At 61.1% G+C, this 18,728-nt stretch carries 32 protein-coding genes; 30 read left to right on the forward strand and 2 right to left on the reverse strand.

Annotated features, from left to right (window positions below; genetic code table 11):
- Nucleotides 1-70 precede the first annotated feature (70 nt).
- Nucleotides 71-193 carry a hypothetical protein gene (locus JNE37_RS22800; RefSeq protein ID WP_281394915.1) on the reverse strand — a complete coding sequence of 41 codons (123 nt, stop codon included), beginning with the start codon at nucleotides 191-193 and terminating at the stop codon, nucleotides 71-73.
- 101 nt (nucleotides 194-294) lie between these two features.
- Here JNE37_RS22800 and JNE37_RS17115 point away from each other — a divergent pair, with 101 nt between their 5' ends.
- The gene (locus JNE37_RS17115) at nucleotides 295-960 is read left to right on the forward strand and encodes an O-methyltransferase (protein ID WP_203063987.1); all 666 of its coding nucleotides are present in this window, start codon (nucleotides 295-297) and stop codon (nucleotides 958-960) included.
- Nucleotides 961-1,085: 125 nt separating this feature from the next.
- Here JNE37_RS17115 and JNE37_RS17120 read toward each other — a convergent pair whose 3' ends face one another.
- Nucleotides 1,086-1,562: a YbjN domain-containing protein gene (locus tag JNE37_RS17120; protein ID WP_035038337.1), complete on the reverse strand. Its 477-nt coding sequence runs from the start codon at nucleotides 1,560-1,562 to the stop codon at nucleotides 1,086-1,088.
- Nucleotides 1,563-2,027: 465 nt separating this feature from the next.
- Between JNE37_RS17120 and rpsL the strand changes: the two genes are divergently transcribed.
- The 29 genes from rpsL (at nucleotide 2,028) to rpsK (ending at nucleotide 18,727) form a co-directional block, all read left to right on the forward strand.
- Nucleotides 2,028-2,399, forward strand: a complete 372-nt coding sequence (gene rpsL / locus JNE37_RS17125; RefSeq protein ID WP_035038339.1) for a 30S ribosomal protein S12 — start codon at nucleotides 2,028-2,030, stop codon at nucleotides 2,397-2,399.
- 12 nt (nucleotides 2,400-2,411) lie between these two features.
- Nucleotides 2,412-2,882: a 30S ribosomal protein S7 gene (gene rpsG / locus JNE37_RS17130; protein WP_035038340.1), complete on the forward strand. Its 471-nt coding sequence runs from the start codon at nucleotides 2,412-2,414 to the stop codon at nucleotides 2,880-2,882.
- A 12-nt stretch (nucleotides 2,883-2,894) separates the two neighbouring features.
- On the forward strand, nucleotides 2,895-4,985 hold the full coding sequence (gene fusA, locus JNE37_RS17135; protein WP_035038608.1) for an elongation factor G: 2,091 nt from the start codon (nucleotides 2,895-2,897) through the stop codon (nucleotides 4,983-4,985).
- Nucleotides 4,986-5,043: 58 nt separating this feature from the next.
- Nucleotides 5,044-6,234, forward strand: a complete 1,191-nt coding sequence (tuf, locus tag JNE37_RS17140) for an elongation factor Tu (RefSeq protein WP_035038342.1) — start codon at nucleotides 5,044-5,046, stop codon at nucleotides 6,232-6,234.
- A gap of 69 nt (nucleotides 6,235-6,303) precedes the next feature.
- Entirely contained in the window at nucleotides 6,304-6,612 is a 309-nt protein-coding gene (gene rpsJ / locus JNE37_RS17145) for a 30S ribosomal protein S10 (RefSeq protein ID WP_035038345.1), read from the forward strand.
- 86 nt (nucleotides 6,613-6,698) lie between these two features.
- A complete protein-coding gene (rplC, locus tag JNE37_RS17150; RefSeq protein WP_035038348.1) occupies nucleotides 6,699-7,400 on the forward strand; it encodes a 50S ribosomal protein L3 in 702 nt (233 codons plus the stop codon).
- Nucleotides 7,400-8,020 (forward strand): 50S ribosomal protein L4, encoded by a 621-nt coding sequence (gene rplD / locus JNE37_RS17155; protein WP_035038359.1) that lies wholly within the window; start codon nucleotides 7,400-7,402, stop codon nucleotides 8,018-8,020. The genes rplC and rplD overlap by 1 nt, the downstream gene beginning before the upstream one ends.
- The gene (locus JNE37_RS17160) at nucleotides 8,017-8,310 is read left to right on the forward strand and encodes a 50S ribosomal protein L23 (protein ID WP_035038363.1); all 294 of its coding nucleotides are present in this window, start codon (nucleotides 8,017-8,019) and stop codon (nucleotides 8,308-8,310) included. Before rplD ends, JNE37_RS17160 begins: the two co-directional genes overlap by 4 nt.
- 16 nt (nucleotides 8,311-8,326) lie before the next feature.
- Nucleotides 8,327-9,166, forward strand: a complete 840-nt coding sequence (rplB, locus tag JNE37_RS17165) for a 50S ribosomal protein L2 (protein WP_035038365.1) — start codon at nucleotides 8,327-8,329, stop codon at nucleotides 9,164-9,166.
- 3 nt (nucleotides 9,167-9,169) lie between these two features.
- The gene (rpsS, locus tag JNE37_RS17170) at nucleotides 9,170-9,448 is read left to right on the forward strand and encodes a 30S ribosomal protein S19 (protein WP_035038367.1); all 279 of its coding nucleotides are present in this window, start codon (nucleotides 9,170-9,172) and stop codon (nucleotides 9,446-9,448) included.
- Between the two features lie 2 nt (nucleotides 9,449-9,450).
- Nucleotides 9,451-9,831 carry a 50S ribosomal protein L22 gene (gene rplV / locus JNE37_RS17175; protein WP_035038370.1) on the forward strand — a complete coding sequence of 127 codons (381 nt, stop codon included), beginning with the start codon at nucleotides 9,451-9,453 and terminating at the stop codon, nucleotides 9,829-9,831.
- Entirely contained in the window at nucleotides 9,831-10,541 is a 711-nt protein-coding gene (rpsC, locus tag JNE37_RS17180) for a 30S ribosomal protein S3 (protein ID WP_035038373.1), read from the forward strand. Before rplV ends, rpsC begins: the two co-directional genes overlap by 1 nt.
- A 15-nt stretch (nucleotides 10,542-10,556) precedes the next feature.
- A complete protein-coding gene (rplP, locus tag JNE37_RS17185; RefSeq protein ID WP_035038376.1) occupies nucleotides 10,557-10,970 on the forward strand; it encodes a 50S ribosomal protein L16 in 414 nt (137 codons plus the stop codon).
- Between the two features lie 9 nt (nucleotides 10,971-10,979).
- Complete coding sequence (gene rpmC, locus JNE37_RS17190; protein WP_035038379.1) at nucleotides 10,980-11,174, forward strand: 50S ribosomal protein L29; 195 nt, start codon at nucleotides 10,980-10,982, stop codon at nucleotides 11,172-11,174.
- A 12-nt stretch (nucleotides 11,175-11,186) separates the two neighbouring features.
- Nucleotides 11,187-11,420 (forward strand): 30S ribosomal protein S17, encoded by a 234-nt coding sequence (gene rpsQ, locus JNE37_RS17195; RefSeq protein WP_035038382.1) that lies wholly within the window; start codon nucleotides 11,187-11,189, stop codon nucleotides 11,418-11,420.
- A 62-nt stretch (nucleotides 11,421-11,482) separates the two neighbouring features.
- Complete coding sequence (rplN, locus tag JNE37_RS17200) at nucleotides 11,483-11,851, forward strand: 50S ribosomal protein L14 (protein WP_035038386.1); 369 nt, start codon at nucleotides 11,483-11,485, stop codon at nucleotides 11,849-11,851.
- Entirely contained in the window at nucleotides 11,851-12,162 is a 312-nt protein-coding gene (gene rplX, locus JNE37_RS17205) for a 50S ribosomal protein L24 (protein WP_035038388.1), read from the forward strand. Before rplN ends, rplX begins: the two co-directional genes overlap by 1 nt.
- The gene (rplE, locus tag JNE37_RS17210) at nucleotides 12,155-12,709 is read left to right on the forward strand and encodes a 50S ribosomal protein L5 (RefSeq protein WP_035088873.1); all 555 of its coding nucleotides are present in this window, start codon (nucleotides 12,155-12,157) and stop codon (nucleotides 12,707-12,709) included. Before rplX ends, rplE begins: the two co-directional genes overlap by 8 nt.
- A 23-nt stretch (nucleotides 12,710-12,732) precedes the next feature.
- Nucleotides 12,733-13,038, forward strand: coding sequence for a 30S ribosomal protein S14 (gene rpsN, locus JNE37_RS17215; RefSeq protein WP_035038392.1), 306 nt, complete (start codon nucleotides 12,733-12,735; stop codon nucleotides 13,036-13,038).
- A 13-nt stretch (nucleotides 13,039-13,051) separates the two neighbouring features.
- Nucleotides 13,052-13,450 carry a 30S ribosomal protein S8 gene (gene rpsH / locus JNE37_RS17220; RefSeq protein WP_035038394.1) on the forward strand — a complete coding sequence of 133 codons (399 nt, stop codon included), beginning with the start codon at nucleotides 13,052-13,054 and terminating at the stop codon, nucleotides 13,448-13,450.
- Nucleotides 13,451-13,492: 42 nt separating this feature from the next.
- Nucleotides 13,493-14,026 carry a 50S ribosomal protein L6 gene (gene rplF / locus JNE37_RS17225; protein WP_035038398.1) on the forward strand — a complete coding sequence of 178 codons (534 nt, stop codon included), beginning with the start codon at nucleotides 13,493-13,495 and terminating at the stop codon, nucleotides 14,024-14,026.
- A 12-nt stretch (nucleotides 14,027-14,038) separates the two neighbouring features.
- Nucleotides 14,039-14,401 (forward strand): 50S ribosomal protein L18, encoded by a 363-nt coding sequence (gene rplR / locus JNE37_RS17230; protein ID WP_035038401.1) that lies wholly within the window; start codon nucleotides 14,039-14,041, stop codon nucleotides 14,399-14,401.
- A 33-nt stretch (nucleotides 14,402-14,434) separates the two neighbouring features.
- Nucleotides 14,435-14,965, forward strand: a complete 531-nt coding sequence (gene rpsE, locus JNE37_RS17235) for a 30S ribosomal protein S5 (protein WP_035038403.1) — start codon at nucleotides 14,435-14,437, stop codon at nucleotides 14,963-14,965.
- Between the two features lie 33 nt (nucleotides 14,966-14,998).
- Nucleotides 14,999-15,187, forward strand: coding sequence for a 50S ribosomal protein L30 (rpmD, locus tag JNE37_RS17240; RefSeq protein WP_035038405.1), 189 nt, complete (start codon nucleotides 14,999-15,001; stop codon nucleotides 15,185-15,187).
- A 90-nt stretch (nucleotides 15,188-15,277) separates the two neighbouring features.
- Nucleotides 15,278-15,763 (forward strand): 50S ribosomal protein L15, encoded by a 486-nt coding sequence (rplO, locus tag JNE37_RS17245; RefSeq protein ID WP_035038407.1) that lies wholly within the window; start codon nucleotides 15,278-15,280, stop codon nucleotides 15,761-15,763.
- A gap of 30 nt (nucleotides 15,764-15,793) precedes the next feature.
- A complete protein-coding gene (gene secY, locus JNE37_RS17250; RefSeq protein WP_035038409.1) occupies nucleotides 15,794-17,128 on the forward strand; it encodes a preprotein translocase subunit SecY in 1,335 nt (444 codons plus the stop codon).
- Nucleotides 17,125-17,706, forward strand: coding sequence for an adenylate kinase (locus JNE37_RS17255; RefSeq protein WP_035038412.1), 582 nt, complete (start codon nucleotides 17,125-17,127; stop codon nucleotides 17,704-17,706). The genes secY and JNE37_RS17255 overlap by 4 nt, the downstream gene beginning before the upstream one ends.
- 182 nt (nucleotides 17,707-17,888) lie before the next feature.
- The gene (rpsM, locus tag JNE37_RS17260; protein WP_035038414.1) at nucleotides 17,889-18,257 is read left to right on the forward strand and encodes a 30S ribosomal protein S13; all 369 of its coding nucleotides are present in this window, start codon (nucleotides 17,889-17,891) and stop codon (nucleotides 18,255-18,257) included.
- 77 nt (nucleotides 18,258-18,334) lie between these two features.
- Nucleotides 18,335-18,727, forward strand: a complete 393-nt coding sequence (gene rpsK / locus JNE37_RS17265) for a 30S ribosomal protein S11 (RefSeq protein WP_035038417.1) — start codon at nucleotides 18,335-18,337, stop codon at nucleotides 18,725-18,727.
- Nucleotide 18,728 lies beyond the last annotated feature (1 nt).

The following is an 18,728-nucleotide window of genomic DNA, read 5'->3' on the forward strand; positions in this document are numbered from 1 at the left end:
TTCATGCCCGCAACGGGCCAAACGAAAAGGGAGCCTTGCGGCTCCCTTGGTAACGCTCCTGGCGATGAGGTTACGCCGCGCCGTGCGTGGCGACCGCGTACCAGATGGCCAGCAGGAAGACCGCGGCCAGGGCGATCAAAACCAAGCCGAAATAGCCCAGTACGTTTGCGGTTCCGTAATCGTCGTTTTCCATATCTTTACCTCATAGTCCGGATGCGACCCGTAGTGCCGACATTATGGCATCCTGCGCCGTAAGCGCCTAGCGTGATTATGCGCAAACCCCGAGGAAGAAGCATGACCAACCAGACCTGGAACGCAGTCGACAACTACATCGTGGCGAACCTCATTGCCGACGACCCGGTGCTGGACGGCGTGTTGGCCCGCAACGCGGAAGAAGGGTTGCCCGCGATCGACGTTTCGCCGGCACAGGGCAAGCTGCTTAACCTGCTGGTGCGGATGGCCGGCGCCAAGCGCGTGCTGGAGATCGGGACGCTCGGCGCCTATTCGACGATCTGGATGGCGCGGGCGTTGCCGGCGGGCGGACGGGCGGTGACCCTTGAGTTCAACCCGCATCACGCGGAGGTGGCGCGGGCCAATATCGAGAGCGCGGGACTCGGGGACGTGATCGAAGTGCGCGTGGGCGCGGCGCTCGATACGCTGCCGGGGCTGGCGGCGGATGGGGCAGGGCCGTTCGACTTCATCTTCATCGATGCCGACAAGCCGAACAACCCGAGCTATATCGACTGGGCGCTCAAGCTCTCCCGGCCGGGCACCGTGATTGTCTGCGACAACGTGATCAGGAACGGGGTGGTCGTGGACGAGGGGAGCACGGATGCCAATGTGCGCGGCGCGCGGGCGGCGTTCGAGATTCTCGGGCGTGATCCGCGCGTGGCGGCGACCTCGATGCAGACCGTGGGGAGCAAGGGGTATGACGGGTTCATTCTGGCGGTCGTGGGGTAGGGGCCGCGCTCCCGATATGTCGTTCCGACCGCGGGACGTTGGGAGCTGAGAGTACGCTCCCTTCGATTCCCAAAACAAAAGGGCGGCCTGAGCCGCCCTCTCGAAAACCGATTCTGTCTTGCGGCTTACTTCTCGTAGCCGATGTGCTCGGCATATTGCTCGACGACCAGGCTCCATACCGAGATGTCGGCGTCCAGGTTGTCCGAAGAGATGCCGTGCTCGAGGTTAAGGTCCATTTCGACGACGGCGTCGCCGTCGCTGTCGAGATAGGCCTTGCCGAAGCGCTTGTCGCGATTCCAGGAATTGATGACGTCCATCTCGGGCTTGAGGTCGAGGAAACCGGCGTAGAAGTTCAGGTCCTCGCAATCCTTGTTGTCCGTGCAGTTCATGAAATAGATGGCGTAGGTGATGCCATCCAGGTCACCCTTGATCTTGGGATCGCCGTTGTCCTGCTTTTCGAGCTTAGCCTCCCCGTAGCCGCGCGCCAGCTCGAGAATCGCATTCACGTCGTTGCCATCGATCAGGTCGGACCCGGCAGCGAACGCGGAGCATGCCGTTCCCAGCGTTAGCGTGGCACCGAGAATCAAAGCCTTCAAAGTCATAGTGGTCTCCCAGGTCCCCAATTGGACCATAAATGGTGTAGCCCCCTCTTTTGATAGCGAAATTCGATCCTATATACGAGGCCTGCCGCCCGACAGGTTGTGGAGCGATCTAAGCCTGCCTCGCAGAAGAGGGCAAACGTCCCATAACCCCCGCGCATGCGGGCTATGTGACACCCTTTTTTAGTACCTTGCCCTTGACGGACGGGGACTCGGGCGGTATACGCAGCCCACCTTAACGGTCGGTCGTGAGTTTCAACCGGGTATCTGCCGCCTGACGCGGGCATCCAAGAAGCTCAAACACACTGGTTTTGGTAACAGACGTAGACATTCTTGTGCGCATGAACGCTTCCATTGGAAGTGGTCCGCTGCATCCCGGCGCCGCCGATCTCCGTGTGAGATCGAGTGGGCGCCATTTGGCTTGCTACGCCTGAACCACTTTGAATTCGGACGGATGGAAAGAGCGCAATGCCGACCATTAATCAGTTGATCCGCAAGCCCCGGCAGAGCAAGCCGAAGCGGAACAAAGTCCCGGCGATGGAAGCGAACCCGCAGAAGCGTGGCGTTTGCAGCCGTGTGTACACGACGACCCCCAAGAAGCCGAACTCTGCCCTCCGCAAGGTGGCCAAGGTCCGTCTGACCACTTCGCGTGAAGTGATTTCCTATATCCCGGGCGAAGGTCATAATCTTCAGGAGCACTCCGTGGTCCTGATCCGTGGCGGCCGCGTGCGCGACCTTCCCGGTGTTCGCTATCACGTTCTGCGCGGCGTTCTGGATACCCAGAGCGTCAAGGATCGCCGTCAGCGTCGTTCCAAGTACGGCGCGAAGCGTCCGAAGTAAGGAGTTCTATCTATGTCCCGTCGCCACCGCGCTGAGAAACGCGAAGTCAACCCGGACGCAAAGTTCGGCGACATCGTCGTCACCAAGTTCATGAACTCGCTTATGCTGGACGGCAAGAAGTCGGCCGCCGAAGGCATCGTCTACGGCGCATTCGATATCGTGCAGTCCAAGACCAAGCAGGATCCGATCACCGTCTTCCACACTGCCCTGGACAACGTCCGTCCGGCCGTGGAAGTGCGTTCGCGCCGCGTTGGTGGTGCGACGTACCAGGTTCCGGTCGAAGTCCGCGCTGACCGTCAGCAGGCCCTGGCCATCCGCTGGCTCATCGAATCCGCCCGCAAGCGCGGCGAGCACACCATGCGTGAGCGCCTTTCCGGCGAACTGATGGATGCGCTCAATGGCCGTGGCCAGGCCGTCAAGAAACGCGAAGACACGCACCGTATGGCTGACGCCAACCGTGCCTTCTCGCACTACCGCTGGTAGTTGGAGCTCATCATGGCACGCGAATACCCGATCAATCATTATCGTAACTTCGGCATCATGGCTCACATCGATGCTGGCAAGACGACGACGACCGAGCGCATCCTCTACTACACCGGCAAGAACCATAAGATGGGCGAGACCCATGATGGTGCTTCGACCATGGATTGGATGGAGCAGGAGCAGGAACGCGGTATTACGATCACTTCCGCTGCGACCACGACCTTCTGGAAGGGCCGCAACGGCGAGCAGTATCGCTTCAACATCATCGACACCCCCGGCCACGTGGACTTCACCATCGAAGTCGAGCGTTCCCTGCGCGTGCTCGACGGTGCCGTGGCTCTCCTCGACGGCAACCAGGGCGTTGAGCCCCAGACGGAAACCGTCTGGCGCCAGGCCGACAAGTACCACGTTCCGCGTCTCATCTTCGTCAACAAGATGGATAAGACCGGCGCTGACTTCTACTACTGCCTGGACACCCTCAAGAAGCGCCTGGGCATCACCACGCTTGTGATGCAGCTTCCGATCGGTTCGGAAAGCGACTTCAAGGGCGTCGTCGATCTCATCGAGATGAATGCGCTCGTGTGGCGCAACGAAGAGCTCGGCGCGCAGTGGGACGTCATCGAGATCCCGGAAGACCTCAAGGCTCGCGCCGTCGAGTACCGTGAGAAGCTGGTGGAAACCGCCGTCGAGATCGACGATGCGGCCATGGAAGCTTACCTCGAAGGCAACCAGCCGGATAAGGACACCCTGCGTCGTCTGATCCGTAAGGGCGTCGTCGATGCGAAGTTCTACCCGGTGTTCTGCGGCTCCTCGTTCAAGAACAAGGGCGTGCAGCCCCTGCTCGACGCCGTCGTGGACTTCCTCCCGGCTCCGACCGACATCCCGGCCATCAACGGTATCGACGTCAAGACCGGCGCCGAGATCGAGCGTCACGCTTCGGACGAAGAGCCGCTGTCGATGCTCGCGTTCAAGATTGCCAACGACCCGCACATGGGCTCGCTGACCTTCTGCCGCATCTACTCCGGTCACCTCGAAGCTGGTGCCCAGCTCGAGAACACCGTCAAGGAGAAGAAGGAACGCGTCGGCCGCATGTTCCAGATGCACGCCAACAGCCGTGAGCAGATCACCGAAGCTTACGCCGGCGACATCGTGGCCATCGTTGGCCTGAAGGATACCACCACGGGCGACACGCTCTGCGTGCCGAACTCGCCGGTTATCCTCGAGCGCATGGAATTCCCGGATCCGGTTATCGACATCTCGGTCGAGCCGAAGTCCAAGGGCGACCAGGAAAAGATGGGCCTTGCGCTCGCTCGCCTGGCTGCCGAGGATCCGTCCTTCCGCGTCAAGACCGACGAAGAATCCGGCCAGACGATCATCTCGGGCATGGGTGAACTTCACCTCGACATCCTCGTCGACCGTATGCGTCGCGAGTTCAAGGTCGAGGCCAATATCGGTCAGCCGCAGGTGGCTTACCGTGAAGCCATCAGCCGCTCGGTCGATCACGACTACACCCACAAGAAGCAGTCGGGTGGTTCGGGCCAGTTCGCCCGCATCAAGTTCCGCATCGAGCCCAATGAGCCGGGTGCCGGCTTCCAGTTCGCTTCGGAAGTCGTCGGCGGCAACGTGCCCAAGGAATACATCCCGGGCGTGGAAAAGGGTGTTGCTTCGGTCATGGGTTCCGGCCCGCTGATCGGCTTCCCGATCGTGGACGTGAAGTTCGTCCTCACCGACGGCGCCTACCACGACGTGGACTCCTCGGTCCTCGCCTTCGAAATCGCTGGCCGCGCTGGTTTCCGCGAGGCCCTGCAGAAGGCTGGCCCGAAGATCCTCGAACCGGTCATGAAGGTTGAAGTTGTCACGCCCGAAGAATACATGGGCGACGTCATCGGCGACCTGAATTCCCGCCGCGGCCAGATCCGCGGTACGGAAAGCCGTGGCATCGTGCAGGTCGTCGATGCCCTGGTGCCTCTGGCGAACATGTTCGGTTACGTGAACTCCCTCCGCTCGATGAGCCAGGGTCGTGCACAGTACACGATGACGTTCGACCACTACGAGCAGGTCCCGCAGGCGGTGGCCACCGAAGTCCAGGCCAAGTACGCCTGATTTAGAGATCAAACTTACCCACTGGCGATGAAGAGCTAGTGGACTACGGAGAAAAGCGATGGCGAAGGAAAAATTCTCGCGCACTAAGCCGCACTGCAACATCGGCACCATCGGTCACGTTGACCATGGCAAGACGTCGCTGACGGCTGCTATCACCAAGGTTCTCGCTGAGACCGGTGGTGCGACCGCGCGTGCCTACGACCAGATCGACAACGCCCCGGAAGAAAAGGCCCGTGGCATCACCATCAACACCTCGCACGTCGAGTACGAGACGGCCAACCGTCACTACGCTCACGTCGACTGCCCTGGCCACGCCGACTATGTGAAGAACATGATCACCGGCGCTGCCCAGATGGACGGTGCTATCCTGGTCGTGTCGGCTGCCGACGGCCCGATGCCGCAGACCCGCGAGCACATCCTGCTCGCCCGTCAGGTCGGCGTGCCGGCCCTGGTGGTCTTCCTGAACAAGTGCGACATGGTCGACGATCCGGAACTGCTCGAGCTCGTCGAGCTGGAAGTCCGTGAGCTCCTGTCTTCGTACGAATTCCCGGGCGACGACATTCCGGTCATCCGTGGTTCGGCTACCGAAGCCCTGAACGACGGCAACAAGGAACTCGGCCACGACGCCGTTCTCAAGCTGATGGAAGCCGTTGACGCTTACATCCCGCAGCCGGAGCGTCCGATCGACCAGCCGTTCCTGATGCCGATCGAAGACGTGTTCTCGATCTCGGGTCGCGGCACCGTGGTGACCGGCCGTGTCGAGCGCGGTATCGTCAAGGTTGGTGAAGAAGTCGAAATCGTCGGCATCAAGGCCACCCAGAAGACGACCGTTACCGGCGTCGAAATGTTCCGCAAGCTGCTCGATCAGGGCCAGGCCGGCGACAACATCGGTGCTCTGATCCGCGGTATTGATCGTACCCAGGTTGAGCGCGGCCAGGTCCTCGCCAAGCCGGGTTCGGTTACCCCGCACACCGACTTCGTGGCTGAAGCCTACATCCTGACCAAGGAAGAGGGTGGCCGTCACACGCCGTTCTTCGGCAACTACCGTCCGCAGTTCTACTTCCGTACGACCGACGTGACGGGTATCGTTTCGCTGCCGGAAGGCACCGAAATGGTCATGCCTGGCGACAATGTGAACATCAACGTCCAGCTGATCGTGCCGATCGCCATGGAAGAGAAGCTCCGCTTCGCTATCCGTGAAGGTGGCCGTACCGTCGGCGCCGGCGTCGTTGCCAAGATCCTGAAGTAAGGACGGAAACGTGAATCGCGGCGCGCCGCTAGTTGCGCGCCGCGTTCCATTTTTCGCTAGGAAAACAAGATGAACGGTCAAAACATTCGCATTCGGCTTAAAGCCTTTGACCATCGTGTCCTGGATACTTCCACGCGCGAGATCGTCAATACGGCTAAGCGCACGGGTGCTCAGGTTCGGGGTCCGATCCCGCTGCCGACGCGAATTGAAAAGTTCACCGTCAACCGTTCGCCGCACATCGACAAGAAGAGCCGCGAGCAGTTCGAGATCCGTACCCACAAGCGTCTGCTGGACATTGTGGATCCGACTCCCCAGACGGTTGATGCTCTAATGAAGCTCGATCTCGCCGCCGGTGTTGACGTCGAAATCAAGCTCTGAGTGACGGAGTTTCCGCGCTGACCAGAAAAAGGGTCCTCTGGCAAACATGACCCGGTCCAGCGCTTAATTGAAAAGGTAGCAAACCGATGCGTTCTGGTTTGATCGCACAGAAGCTGGGCATGACCCGCATATTCACCGAGGACGGCAACCACGTTCCCGTCACGGTGCTCGGGCTGCAGAACTGCCAGGTGGTAGGCCAGCGCACGCAAGACAAGGACGGCTATACCGCGCTGCAGTTGGGCGCCGGTACCGCCAAGGCGAAGAACACGGCCAAGGCCCAGCGCGCCCAGTTTGGCGCGGCCAAGGTCGAGATCAAGCGTCATGTCGTCGAATTCCGCGTCGACGCCGACAACCTCATCGAGGTTGGCGCGACGATGCAGGCCGACCATTTCGTCGAGGGCCAGCTCGTGGACGTCACGGGCACCTCGATCGGTAAGGGTTTTGCCGGCGGCATGAAGCGCTGGAACTTCGGCGGTCTGCGTGCAACGCACGGTGTGTCCGTTTCGCACCGCTCGCACGGTTCGACCGGTCAGCGCCAGGATCCGGGCAAGGTCTTCAAGAACAAGAAGATGGCCGGTCACCTCGGTGCCGAGCGTGTCACCACGCAGAACGTCAAGGTCGTCAAGACCGACGTCGAGCGCGGTCTGATCATGGTTCAGGGTTCGGTTCCGGGCGCCAAGGGCGGCTGGATCCAGATCAAGGACGCCGTCAAGAAGCCCGCTCCGAAGGGTGCTGCTACGCCTGGTTCGTTCAAGCCGGCCGCTGCCGTCGCGGGGGAGAGTGAATAATGGAACTCCAGATTACCAACCTAGACGGTAAAGGCGTAGGTTCCGTGACGCTTAAGGACGACGTGTTCGGCCTGGAGCCGCGCGTTGACATCCTGCACCGCATGGTCCGCTACCAGCAGCTCAAGGCAATGGCTGGTACGCACAAGGTCAAGCACCGCTCGGAAATCGCTTACACCAGCAAGAAGTCGGTGAAGCAGAAGGGTTCGGGCGGCGCTCGTCACGGTAACAAGGCTGCTCCGCAGTTCCGCGGTGGTGGTCGTGCGTTCGGTCCCGAGCCGCGCAGCCACGCCATCGATCTTCCCAAGAAGGTCCGCGCTCTTGCTCTCAAGCATGCGCTGTCCTCCAAGGTTAAGTCGGGCGAGCTGCTCATCGTTGACACCCTTGCCAGCCAGCAGGCCAAGACGGCCGATCTGCGCAAGACCCTGGGTGCCCGCGAGTGGACCAATGCTCTGATCATCGACGGCGCGACCGTTGACGCGAATTTTGCGCTCGCTGCGCGCAACATTCCGCAGGTCGACGTACTGCCGGTCCAGGGTATCAACGTTGTGGATATCCTTCGTCGTCAGAAGCTCGTTCTGACCAAGGCAGCGCTGGAAGCGCTGGAGGCGCGGTTCGCATGAGCAAGTTCAAGCATTACGACATCATCCGCAATCCGGTCGTGACTGAAAAGTCGACGAACCAGTCGGAGAACAACCAGGTCGTCTTCGACGTCAAGGTTGATGCGAGCAAGCCCGAGATCAAGGCCGCCGTCGAGGCGCTGTTCTCGGTCAAGGTCAAGGCTGTCAACACCCTGGTCCGCAAGGGCAAGGTGAAGCGCTTCCGCGGTGAACTCGGCGTCCGCAATGACGTCAAGAAGGCCGTCGTGACGCTCGCTGACGGTCAGTCGATCGATATTTCGACCGGCCTCTAAGGGGTGAGTGAGAAAAATGGCTCTGAAACAATATAATCCCACTTCTCCTGGCCGCCGTCAGCTTATCACTGTCGACCGCTCGGAACTCTGGAAGGGCAAGCCCGTCAAGGCTCTGACCGAAGGCCTGAGCAAGAGTGGTGGCCGTAACAATGCCGGCCGCATCACGTCGTTCCACCGCGGTGGTGGTCACAAGCGCACCTACCGCATGATCGACTTCCGTCGCGTGAAGTTCGATATGGAAGCGACCGTCGAGCGCCTGGAATACGATCCGAACCGCACTGGCTTCATCGCTCTGGTGACCTATGCGGATGGCGAGCAGACCTACGTCCTGGCTCCCCAGCGTCTGGCCGCCGGCGACAAGATCATCTCGTCGCTGTCGACCGTGGACGTGAAGCCGGGCAATGCGATGCCGCTGGAGCGTATGCCGGTCGGTACGATCGTGCACAACGTCGAGCTGAAGCCCCGCAAGGGCGGTCAGATCGCACGTTCGGCTGGTGCTTACGCCCAGTACGTTGGTCGCGATGCCGGTTGGGCGATCCTTCGCCTCAATTCGGGTGAACAGCGCCGTGTCCACGGCTCGTGCCTCGCCACTGTCGGCGCGGTCTCGAACCAGGACCACTCGAACACCTCGATCGGCAAGGCCGGTCGCAATCGTTGGCTCGGTCGCAAGCCGGTCAACCGCGGTGTTACCATGAACCCGGTCGACCACCCGCATGGTGGTGGTGAAGGCCGCACCTCCGGTGGCCGTCACCCGGTTACCCCGTGGGGCAAGCCGACCAAGGGCAAGAAGACCCGCACCAACAAGGCGACGGACAAGTTCATCGTTCGCTCGCGTCACGTTAAGAAGGGCCGGTAAGTCATGGCACGTTCACTCTGGAAGGGTCCGTTCGTCGACGGCTACCTGCTCAAGAAGGCGGACAAGGCACGCGAGTCCGGGCGCAGCGAGGTCGTTAAGATCTGGAGCCGTCGCTCGACCATCCTGCCGCAGTTCGTCGGCGTCACGTTCGGCGTCCACAACGGTCACAAGCACGTGCCCGTCCTGGTCACCGAAGATATGATTGGTCACAAGTTCGGCGAGTTCGCTCCCACGCGTACCTATTACGGTCACGCGGCCGACAAGAAGGCCAAGAGGAAGTAATCATGGGCAAGCAGAAGACTCCCCGCGCGCTCAAGGATACCGAGGCCAAGGCCGTTCTGCGGATGCTGCGCATCAGCCCGCAGAAGCTGAACCTTGTCGCTGCCACGATCCGCGGCAAGAAGGTCGAGAAGGCTCTGGCCGAACTCGCTTTCTCGCACAAGCGCATCGCCGTTCAGGTCAAGAAGGTGCTCGAGAGCGCCATCGCGAACGCGGAAAACAATCATGGTCTGGACACCGACGCTCTGGTCGTTGCCGAGGCCTTCGTCGGCAACTCGCTGGTGATGAAGCGCTGGACCGCTCGCGGTCGCGGTCGCTCCTCGCGCATCGAAAAGCCGTTCTCGCACCTGACGATCGTCGTGCGGCAAGTTGAGGAAGCGGCATAATGGGCCAGAAGATTAATCCGATCGGTCTGCGTCTCGGGATCAACCGTACCTGGGATTCCCGTTGGTACGCCAACAAGGGCGAGTACGGTGCGCTCCTGCAGGAAGACCTGAAGATCCGCAAGGCTCTGATGGCCGACCTCAAGCAGGCTGCCGTTTCCAAGATCGTCATCGAGCGTCCGCACCGCAAGTGCCGCGTGTCGATCCACACCGCCCGTCCGGGCATCGTGATCGGCAAGAAGGGCGCTGACATCGACAAGATCCGCGCCAAGGTGAAGAAGTTCACCGACAGCGAAGTGCACATCAACATCGTCGAAGTGCGCAAGCCCGAGACCGATGCGAACCTGGTGGCTCAGGGCATTGCCCAGCAGCTCGAACGCCGCGTGGCTTTCCGCCGTGCGATGAAGCGTGCTGTGCAGACCGCCATCCGCATGGGCGCCGGTGGTATCCGCGTCAACGTCGGTGGTCGTCTCGGTGGCGCCGATATCGCCCGTACCGAATGGTACCGCGAAGGTCGCGTGCCGCTGCACACCCTGCGTGCCGACATCGATTACGGTTTTGCTGAAGCGTCCACGACCTACGGCATCATCGGCGTCAAGGTCTGGATCTTCAAGGGCGAAGTCCTTGAGCACGATCCGACCGCTCATGAGCGCCGTGCTACCGAAGGTGGCGAGGCCCCGTCGCATCGTCGCGCGGCCCAGGCAGCCAGCTAAGAAGGTATTTGAGCCATGCTGCAACCAAAACGTACTAAGTTCCGCAAGGCCCACAAGGGCCGCATCCATGGCTTGGCCAAGGGCGGTTCGGACCTCAACTTCGGTCAGTACGGCCTGAAGGCAACTGAGCCCGAGCGCGTCACCGCGCGTCAGATCGAAGCGGCTCGCCGCGCGATCACCCGCGAAATGAAGCGCCAGGGCCGTGTGTGGATCCGTATCTTCCCGGACGTGCCGGTTTCCAAGAAGCCGACCGAAGTCCGTATGGGTAAGGGTAAGGGTTCGGTGGAATTCTGGGCAGCCCGCGTCAAGCCGGGCCGCATCATGTTCGAAATCGACGGCGTCCCCGAGGACGTCGCCAAGGAAGCCCTGCGCCTCGGCGCCATGAAGCTTCCGGTTACGACGCGGGTTGTTACCCGCATCAACGATTAAGAGGCGAAGATGGCAGCCAGTGATTTTCGGGCCAAGACGGCCGATGAGCTCAAGGACCAGCTTCTGAGCCTCAAGAAAGAGCAGTTCAACCTGCGTTTCCAGCGTGCTACCCAGCAGCTGGAAAAGCCGGCCCGGGTCAAGGAAGTGCGCCGCGAAATCGCGCGCATCAAGACTGTCCTGGCCGAAAAGAACGCAGCGAAGTAAGGAGCAGTCCCAATGCCAAAACGTGTTTTGCAGGGGACGGTGGTCTCCGACACGAACGATAAGACGGTTGTGGTGCGCGTCGAACGCCGCTTCACCCATCCGGTGATGAAGAAGACCGTGCGCCGGTCCAAGAAGTACCACGCTCACGACGAAGCCAATGTGGCCAAGGTCGGCGATACCGTGTGGATCGAGGAATGCGCACCGATCTCGAAGAACAAGCGCTGGACGCTTGTTCAGGGGTCGTAAGGAATTAGGGTTTAAGGCGGCGAGCCGGTAGGGCGGGCCGTATAACAAGAAGGCATCCAGTCATGATTCAGATGCAGTCAAATCTCGACGTCGCGGATAATTCCGGCGCGCGTCGTGTCATGTGCATCAAGGTGCTGGGCGGCTCGCATCGCAAGTACGCGTCGGTTGGCGACATCATCGTTGTGTCGGTCAAAGACGCCATCCCGCGCGGCCGCGTTAAAAAGGGCCAGGTGATGAAGGCGGTCGTGGTTCGCACGGCCAAGGACATCCGCCGTCCCGATGGCACGGTCATCCGTTTCGACAAGAACGCCGCCGTGCTGCTCAACAATCAGAAAGAGCCGATCGGCACTCGTATCTTCGGGCCGGTTCCGCGCGAGCTTCGCGCCAAGAACCACATGAAGATCATTTCGCTGGCTCCAGAGGTGCTGTAATGGCTGCCAAGATCAAAAAGGGCGACCAGGTCGTCGTATTGACCGGCAAGGATAAGGGCAAGACCGGCAAGGTCCTGCAGGTTATCCCGACCGAGACCCGCGCGGTAGTGCAGGGGCTCAATCTTGTGCGCCGCCACACCAAGCAGACTGCTTCGCAGGATGCGGGCATCTTCACCAAGGAAGCCCCGATCCACCTGTCGAACCTGGCAGTCGCCGACAAGAACGGCAAGCCGACCCGCGTCGGTTTCAAACTCGAAGATGGCGCCAAGAAGCGCATCGCCAAGAGCACCGGAGATGTGATCGATGGCTGAGACCTATATTCCGCGTCTGCGTACGCAATATGACGACGCCATCCGCGCCGGCCTGGTGAAGGAATTCGGGTACAAGAACCCGATGCAGATCCCCAAGCTCGAGAAGATCGTGCTCAACATGGGCGTTGGCGAAGCCGTCAACGACTCCAAGAAGGTCAAGGCAGCCGCCGGCGACCTCGAGCTGATTTCGGGCCAGAAGCCGGTCATCACGCATGCTCGCAAGTCGATCGCAGGCTTCAAGGTCCGCGAGAACATGCCGCTCGGTGTGAAGGTCACCCTTCGCCGCCAGCGCATGTACGAATTCCTTGACCGCCTGGTGAACATCGCCCTGCCGCGCGTTCGTGACTTCCGTGGTCTGAACCCGGCTTCCTTCGATGGCCGCGGCAACTACGCCATGGGCATCAAGGAACACATCATTTTCCCCGAAATCGCCTACGACAAGATCGATCAGGTGTGGGGTATGGACATCGTGGTGTGCACCACGGCAAAGACCGACGACGAAGCCCGCGCGCTTCTGAAGGCTTTCAACTTCCCGTTCCGTCAGTAACGGTACGCGAGAAAGAGGACGATATGGCAAAGACGAGCGCCATCGAAAAGAACAAGCGCCGCGCCAAGCTGGCCAAGAGCTACGCCACCAAGCGTGCGGCTCTCAAGGCTGTGGGCATGGACAAGTCCGCGACCCCGGAAGAGCGTTTCAAGGCCCAGCTCAAGCTGGCCGAGCTTCCGCGCAATTCCTCCCCGGGCCGCGTTCGCAACCGTTGTGAAGTTTCGGGGCGCCCGCGTGCTTACTACCGCAAGCTCAAGTTGAGCCGTATTGCCCTGCGCGAGCTCGGCAACCTGGGTCAGATCCCGGGCCTGGTCAAGTCGAGCTGGTAAGGAGAACAATAGAATGGCTCTTTCCGATCCGATCGGGGATATGCTCACCCGTATTCGTAATGCCCAGCTGCGCCGCAAGGACAGCGTGACCACCCCGGCTTCGACGCTGCGCGGTCGCGTTCTGGATGTGCTGCAGACCGAAGGCTTCATCCGTGGCTACCACGAGGTCAAGTTCGAGAACGGCATTTCGGAATACGAAATCGAGCTGAAGTATTCGGACAGCGTGCCGGTCATCCGCACTATCGAGCGGGTGTCCCGTCCGGGCCGTCGCGTCTATGCGTCGGTCAAGAATATCCCTCAGGTTGCCAATGGCCTGGGCGTGTCGATCCTGTCGACCCCCAAGGGCGTGATGGCCGACCATGAGGCGAAGGCACAGAACGTTGGTGGCGAGGTACTCTGCCGCGTCTTCTAAGGAGACGCGGTAAGACGATTACTCATAAAGGTTTGAACGAAAATGTCCCGTACTGGCAAAAAGCCTGTCGCAGCAGTGAGCGGAGTTACCGTGACCATCAATGGTCGCACGGTTACCGCCAAGGGCCCCAAGGGCGAATTGAGCCTCGAGCTCATGGATATCGTGAACGTCGAGCAGGGCGCTGATGGTCTGGTGGTTTCGCCGGCCAACGATACCCGTGAAGCTCGTGCCGCCTGGGGTACCACCCGCGCGCTGCTCCAGAACATCGTGACGGGCGTCAAGGACGGCTTCGAGAAGAAGCTGCAGATCCAGGGCGTCGGTTATCGTGCCGCCATGCAGGGCAAGGACATCAAGCTTTCCCTCGGCTTCTCCCACGAAGTCGTGTATGAGGCCCCCAAGGGAATCACCCTCGCAGTCCCGGCGCCGACGGAAATCGTCGTGACCGGTATCGACAAGCAGCAGGTTGGCCAGGTCGCGGCCAACATTCGAGGCTACCGTAAGCCTGAGCCCTACAAGGGCAAGGGTGTTCGCTATGTGGGCGAATACGTGGCCAAGAAAGAAGGCAAGAAGAAGTAAGGAGCGCCGGCAATGGCTATCACTGCAAAAGGAGCGGATCGCCGCAAGGCCCGCGTTCGCCGCGCACTCAAGGCTCGCGCCTTCGGTCGCCCGCGTCTGTCGGTTTTCCGTTCGGACAAGAATATCTACGCGCAGATCATCGATGATGCGACCGGCCGTACGCTGGCTGCCGCTTCCACGATCGACAAGGACGTCAAGGCTTCGGTCAAGAACGGCGCCACCTCTGAGGCAGCTGTCGTTATCGGCAAGCTGATCGCAGAGCGCGGCACCAAGGCCGGTGTTTCCGAGGTCATCTTCGACCGCGGCGCTTACCTTTATCACGGCCGGGTCAAGGCCCTTGCAGACGCTGCCCGTGAGGGCGGCCTGCAGTTCTGACCCTGGCGACGAAATAGAAGAGCTGGATAAGCTATGAAAGACGTTCAAGAGCGCGAAAGCGAATTCATCGACCGCCTGGTCCACATCAACCGTGTGGCCAAGGTGGTGAAGGGCGGTCGGCGCTTTGGTTTCGCCGCTCTCGTGGTTGTTGGCGACCAGAAGGGCCGCGTCGGTTTCGGTCACGGTAAGGCCCGTGAAGTTCCCGAGGCGATCCGCAAGGCGACCGAGCAGGCCAAGCGCCAGCTCATCCGCGTGCCGCTGCGCGACGCCCGTACGCTGCACCACGATGTGGTCGGCCGTCACGGGGCAGGGAAGGTGATCCTGCGCGCCGCCGTTCCGGGTACCGGCATCATCGCCGGTGGTCCGATGCGCGCCGTGTTCGAAACCCTCGGGATCAACGACATCGTCGCCAAGTCCCAGGGCACCGCGAACCCCTACAACATGGTTCGGGCTACCTTCGATGCGCTCAAGCGCGTTGACAGCCCGCGTTCGGTTGCGGCTCGCCGTGGCCTGAAGGTTTCGGAACTGCAGGCTCGCCGCGGCGAAACTGCCGTCGAAGCTTGATCTGAGCGCTAGAGCTCGGAACGGAGAATAGACATGGCCGACAAGACCGTAACCATTGAACAGATCGGTAGCCCCATCCGCCGTGAGAAGTCGCAGCGCGCGACCCTCATCGGCCTCGGGCTCAACAAGATCCGCAAGCAGTCCACCCTCAAGGACACTCCGGAAGTACGCGGCATGATCGCGAAGCTTCCGCACCTTGTCCGCGTGGTCGACCAGAAATAAAACCTCTCGGACCGGCTACTGGCCGGTCCGGCTACTTTTGATTGCAGCACGTTCCGTAGTCGAACGCGCTCTCAGGAACAGGTGACGCAAATGGCGCGTTTGAACGAACTCCGCGACAACGAGGGTTCCTCCAAGACCCGCGTCCGTATTGGACGCGGTATCGGCTCGGGCAAGGGCAAGACCGGTGGTCGTGGCGGCAAGGGCCAGACCGCTCGTTCGGGCGTTGCCATCAACGGCTTCGAAGGCGGCCAGATGCCCCTTCACATGCGCATGCCGAAGCGCGGCTTCAATTCGCACAATCCCGCCAAGTGGAACGTCGTGCGTCTTGACCGCATCCAGGCTGCGATCGATGCCGGCAAGCTCGACGCGAAGAACGTGATCGACGAGGCTGCCCTGGTTGCCGCCGGCGTCGTGCGTCGCGCCAAGGACGGCGTCCGCCTGGTCGCCACCGGTGAATTCACTGCCAAGAAGGTTACCTTCAAGGTTGCTCACGCTTCTGCCGGTGCCAAGGCCGCTATTGAAGCTGCTGGCGGCAAGGTCGATATCCCTGAGGCAAAAGTGACGGCTGAAGCCTAAGGGCTCCGGCCCTTAGTTTGGGGAGCGATTATGGCGTCCGCAGCCGAGCAACTGGCTAGAAATCTTAATTTCGCGACCTTCGCCAAGGCGAAGGCCCTGCAGCAGCGCATCTGGTTCACTCTGGGCGCGCTGCTCGTTTATCGTCTGGGCACCTATATCCCGGTGCCCGGCATCGACCCGGGTGCCTTTGCGCAGAGCTTCCAGAGCTCCTCGCAGGGCATTTTCGGCATGCTCGATCTCTTCGCCGGTGGCGCCGTGCAGCGCATGGCGATCTTCGCGCTCAACCTCATCCCCTACATCACGGCCTCGATCGTGATCCAGGTCATCACGACCGCTTCGCCGCGCCTCGAGGCGCTGCGCAAGGAAGGGGAGAGCGGGCGCCGCAAGATCAACCAGTATACGCGCTATCTCGCCGTGGTCTTCTGTGCCGTGCAGGCCTATGGCATCGCCATTGGCCTCGAAGCGAGCCAGGGCGTGGTGCTCAATCCGGGCTGGTTCTTCCGCCTCTCGACCGTGATTACCCTCGTGGGTGGCACGATGTTCCTGATGTGGCTGGGCGAGCAGATCACCTCGCGCGGTGTCGGCAACGGCATTTCGCTGATCATCTTCGCCGGTATCGTGGCCAACCTGCCCACGACCATCGTGCAGACCCTCGAGCTCACCCGCCAGGGCGCGCTTTCGGGCCTGGCTGGCCTCGGCATCCTGGTGCTGGCCATCGTCGTGATCGGCGTGATCGTCTTCTTCGAGCGCGCCCAAAGGCGGCTTCTGATCCAGTATCCGAAGCGGCAAGTGGGCAACAAGATGTTCCAGGGCGATACCTCGCACCTGCCGCTCAAGCTCAATACCTCGGGTGTTATCCCGGTGATCTTCGGCTCGTCGCTGCTTCTGCTGCCGGCCACGATCGCGGGCTTTGCCGCCCAGGGTAATGCGCCGCAATGGCTTCAGGTGACGGCCGCCCTGCTTGGACGTGGACAGCCTCTCTATCTGATCCTGTTCGCCGTCCTGATCATCTTCTTCTCGTTCTTCTACACGGCCATCGTGTTCAATCCGCAGGATACCGCGGATAACCTGAAGCGGTCGGGTGGGTTCATTCCGGGCATCCGTCCGGGCGAGAGGACCGCGCAGTACATCGACTACGTGCTTACCCGCATTACGGTCGTCGGTGCCCTCTACCTGACAGTGATCGCGCTCATTCCTGAGCTCATTCACAGCCAGCTCAACGTCAGCCAGTTCATCGGCGGTACGTCGCTGCTGATCATGGTCACGGTGACCCTGGATACGATCTCGCAGATCCAGAGCCATCTCATCGCCCAGCAGTATGAAGGGCTGGTCAAGAAATCGCGGCTTGGGGGCAAGCGTCGATGAGGTTGATACTTCTGGGCCCGCCGGGGGCGGGGAAGGGGACGCAGGCAAAGGTCCTGGTGGACACTTACGGCATCCCCCAACTCTCGACCGGCGATATCCTTCGCTCGGCCATTGCCAACAAGACCCCGCTTGGTCTTGCGGCGAAGGAAGTGATGGATCGTGGCGATCTGGTCTCGGACGAGATCGTCAACGGCATCGTCTCGGAGCGTCTCGACGCTCCGGACTGCAAGGCCGGGTTCGTGCTCGACGGTTTCCCGCGGACCATTCCGCAGGCCGAGGCGCTCGACAAGATGCTTGTCGAAAAGGGCATGCACCTGAACGCCGTGGTCGAGATCAAGGCGGAACCGGAAGTTCTCATCGCCCGGATCATCAACCGGGCGCGCGAGAGCGCCGCTGCCACGGGCCAGACCCGGGCCGACGATAACGAAGAAGTGTTGCGTAACCGTCTGAACGTCTATCGCGATCAGACCGCCCCCCTGGTCGAGTATTACCGGGGGAAGGGGCTGCTCAAGACGGTCGACGGCATGGCCGAGGTGGAAGAAGTCACCCAGGCCATTCGGCAGGCAGTCGAGAACTAGCAAAATCGGATTTATGCAGGGCCTGTTGACTCGGGTGCTACAAATCCTTAAAGAACCGCCCAGTCTCATGGATTATTGGACTGGATTCGGTTCCTCAGTTTGGGTTGGGGGAGCGAAAGCCGGTCCCTTGTTGTTGAACGGCGCGGGCACAACCGACCCGCGTTGATTGAAGGAGAGCAGACGTGGCTCGTATTGCTGGCGTCAATATCCCGACGAATAAGCGCGTACTCATCGCGCTTCAGTATATTCACGGGATCGGCCCGAAGAAGGCCGAAGAAATCATCGAGAAGGTCGGTATTCCGGCCGACCGTCGCGTCAATGAACTGACCGACGCCGAAGTGATCCAGATCCGTGAGACGATTGACCGCGATTACGTGGTCGAGGGCGATCTTCGCCGTAACGTCGCTATGAACATCAAGCGGCTCATGGACCTCGGCAATTACCGTGGTCTGCGTCATCGCCGCGGTCTGCCGGTGCGTGGTCAGCGGACCCACACCAATGCCCGCACCCGCAAGGGTCCGGCAAAGCCGATCGCCGGCAAGAAGAAATAAGGATCGTCCCGGTCCTTCGGTGGAGCCGCTGGGGCAATCCGGCTTACGGCGGCAATGATATCGAATAGAGGAACTAAATGGCTAAAGCTGAAGTCGCGCGCGTCCGTCGCAAGGAGCGCAAGAATATCACGTCCGGCGTCGCACATGTGAACGCCTCCTTCAACAACACCATGATTACGATCACGGACGTGCAGGGGAACACCATCTCCTGGTCGTCTTCGGGCGTGATGGGCTTCAAGGGTTCGCGCAAGTCGACCCCGTATGCCGCCCAGGTTGCCGCCGAAGATGCCGCCAAGAAGGCGCAGGAACACGGCATGAAGACCCTCGAGGTCGAAGTGCGCGGTCCCGGTTCGGGCCGTGAGTCCGCACTGCGTGCGCTCCAGGCTGCCGGCTTTAACGTCACCAGCATCCGGGACGTCACCTCGATCCCGCACAACGGCTGCCGTCCGCGCAAGCGCCGTCGCGTCTAAC

It is taken from the genome of Paradevosia shaoguanensis (assembly GCF_016801025.1).
GTDB classification, from domain to species: Bacteria; Pseudomonadota; Alphaproteobacteria; order Rhizobiales; family Devosiaceae; genus Paradevosia; species Paradevosia shaoguanensis.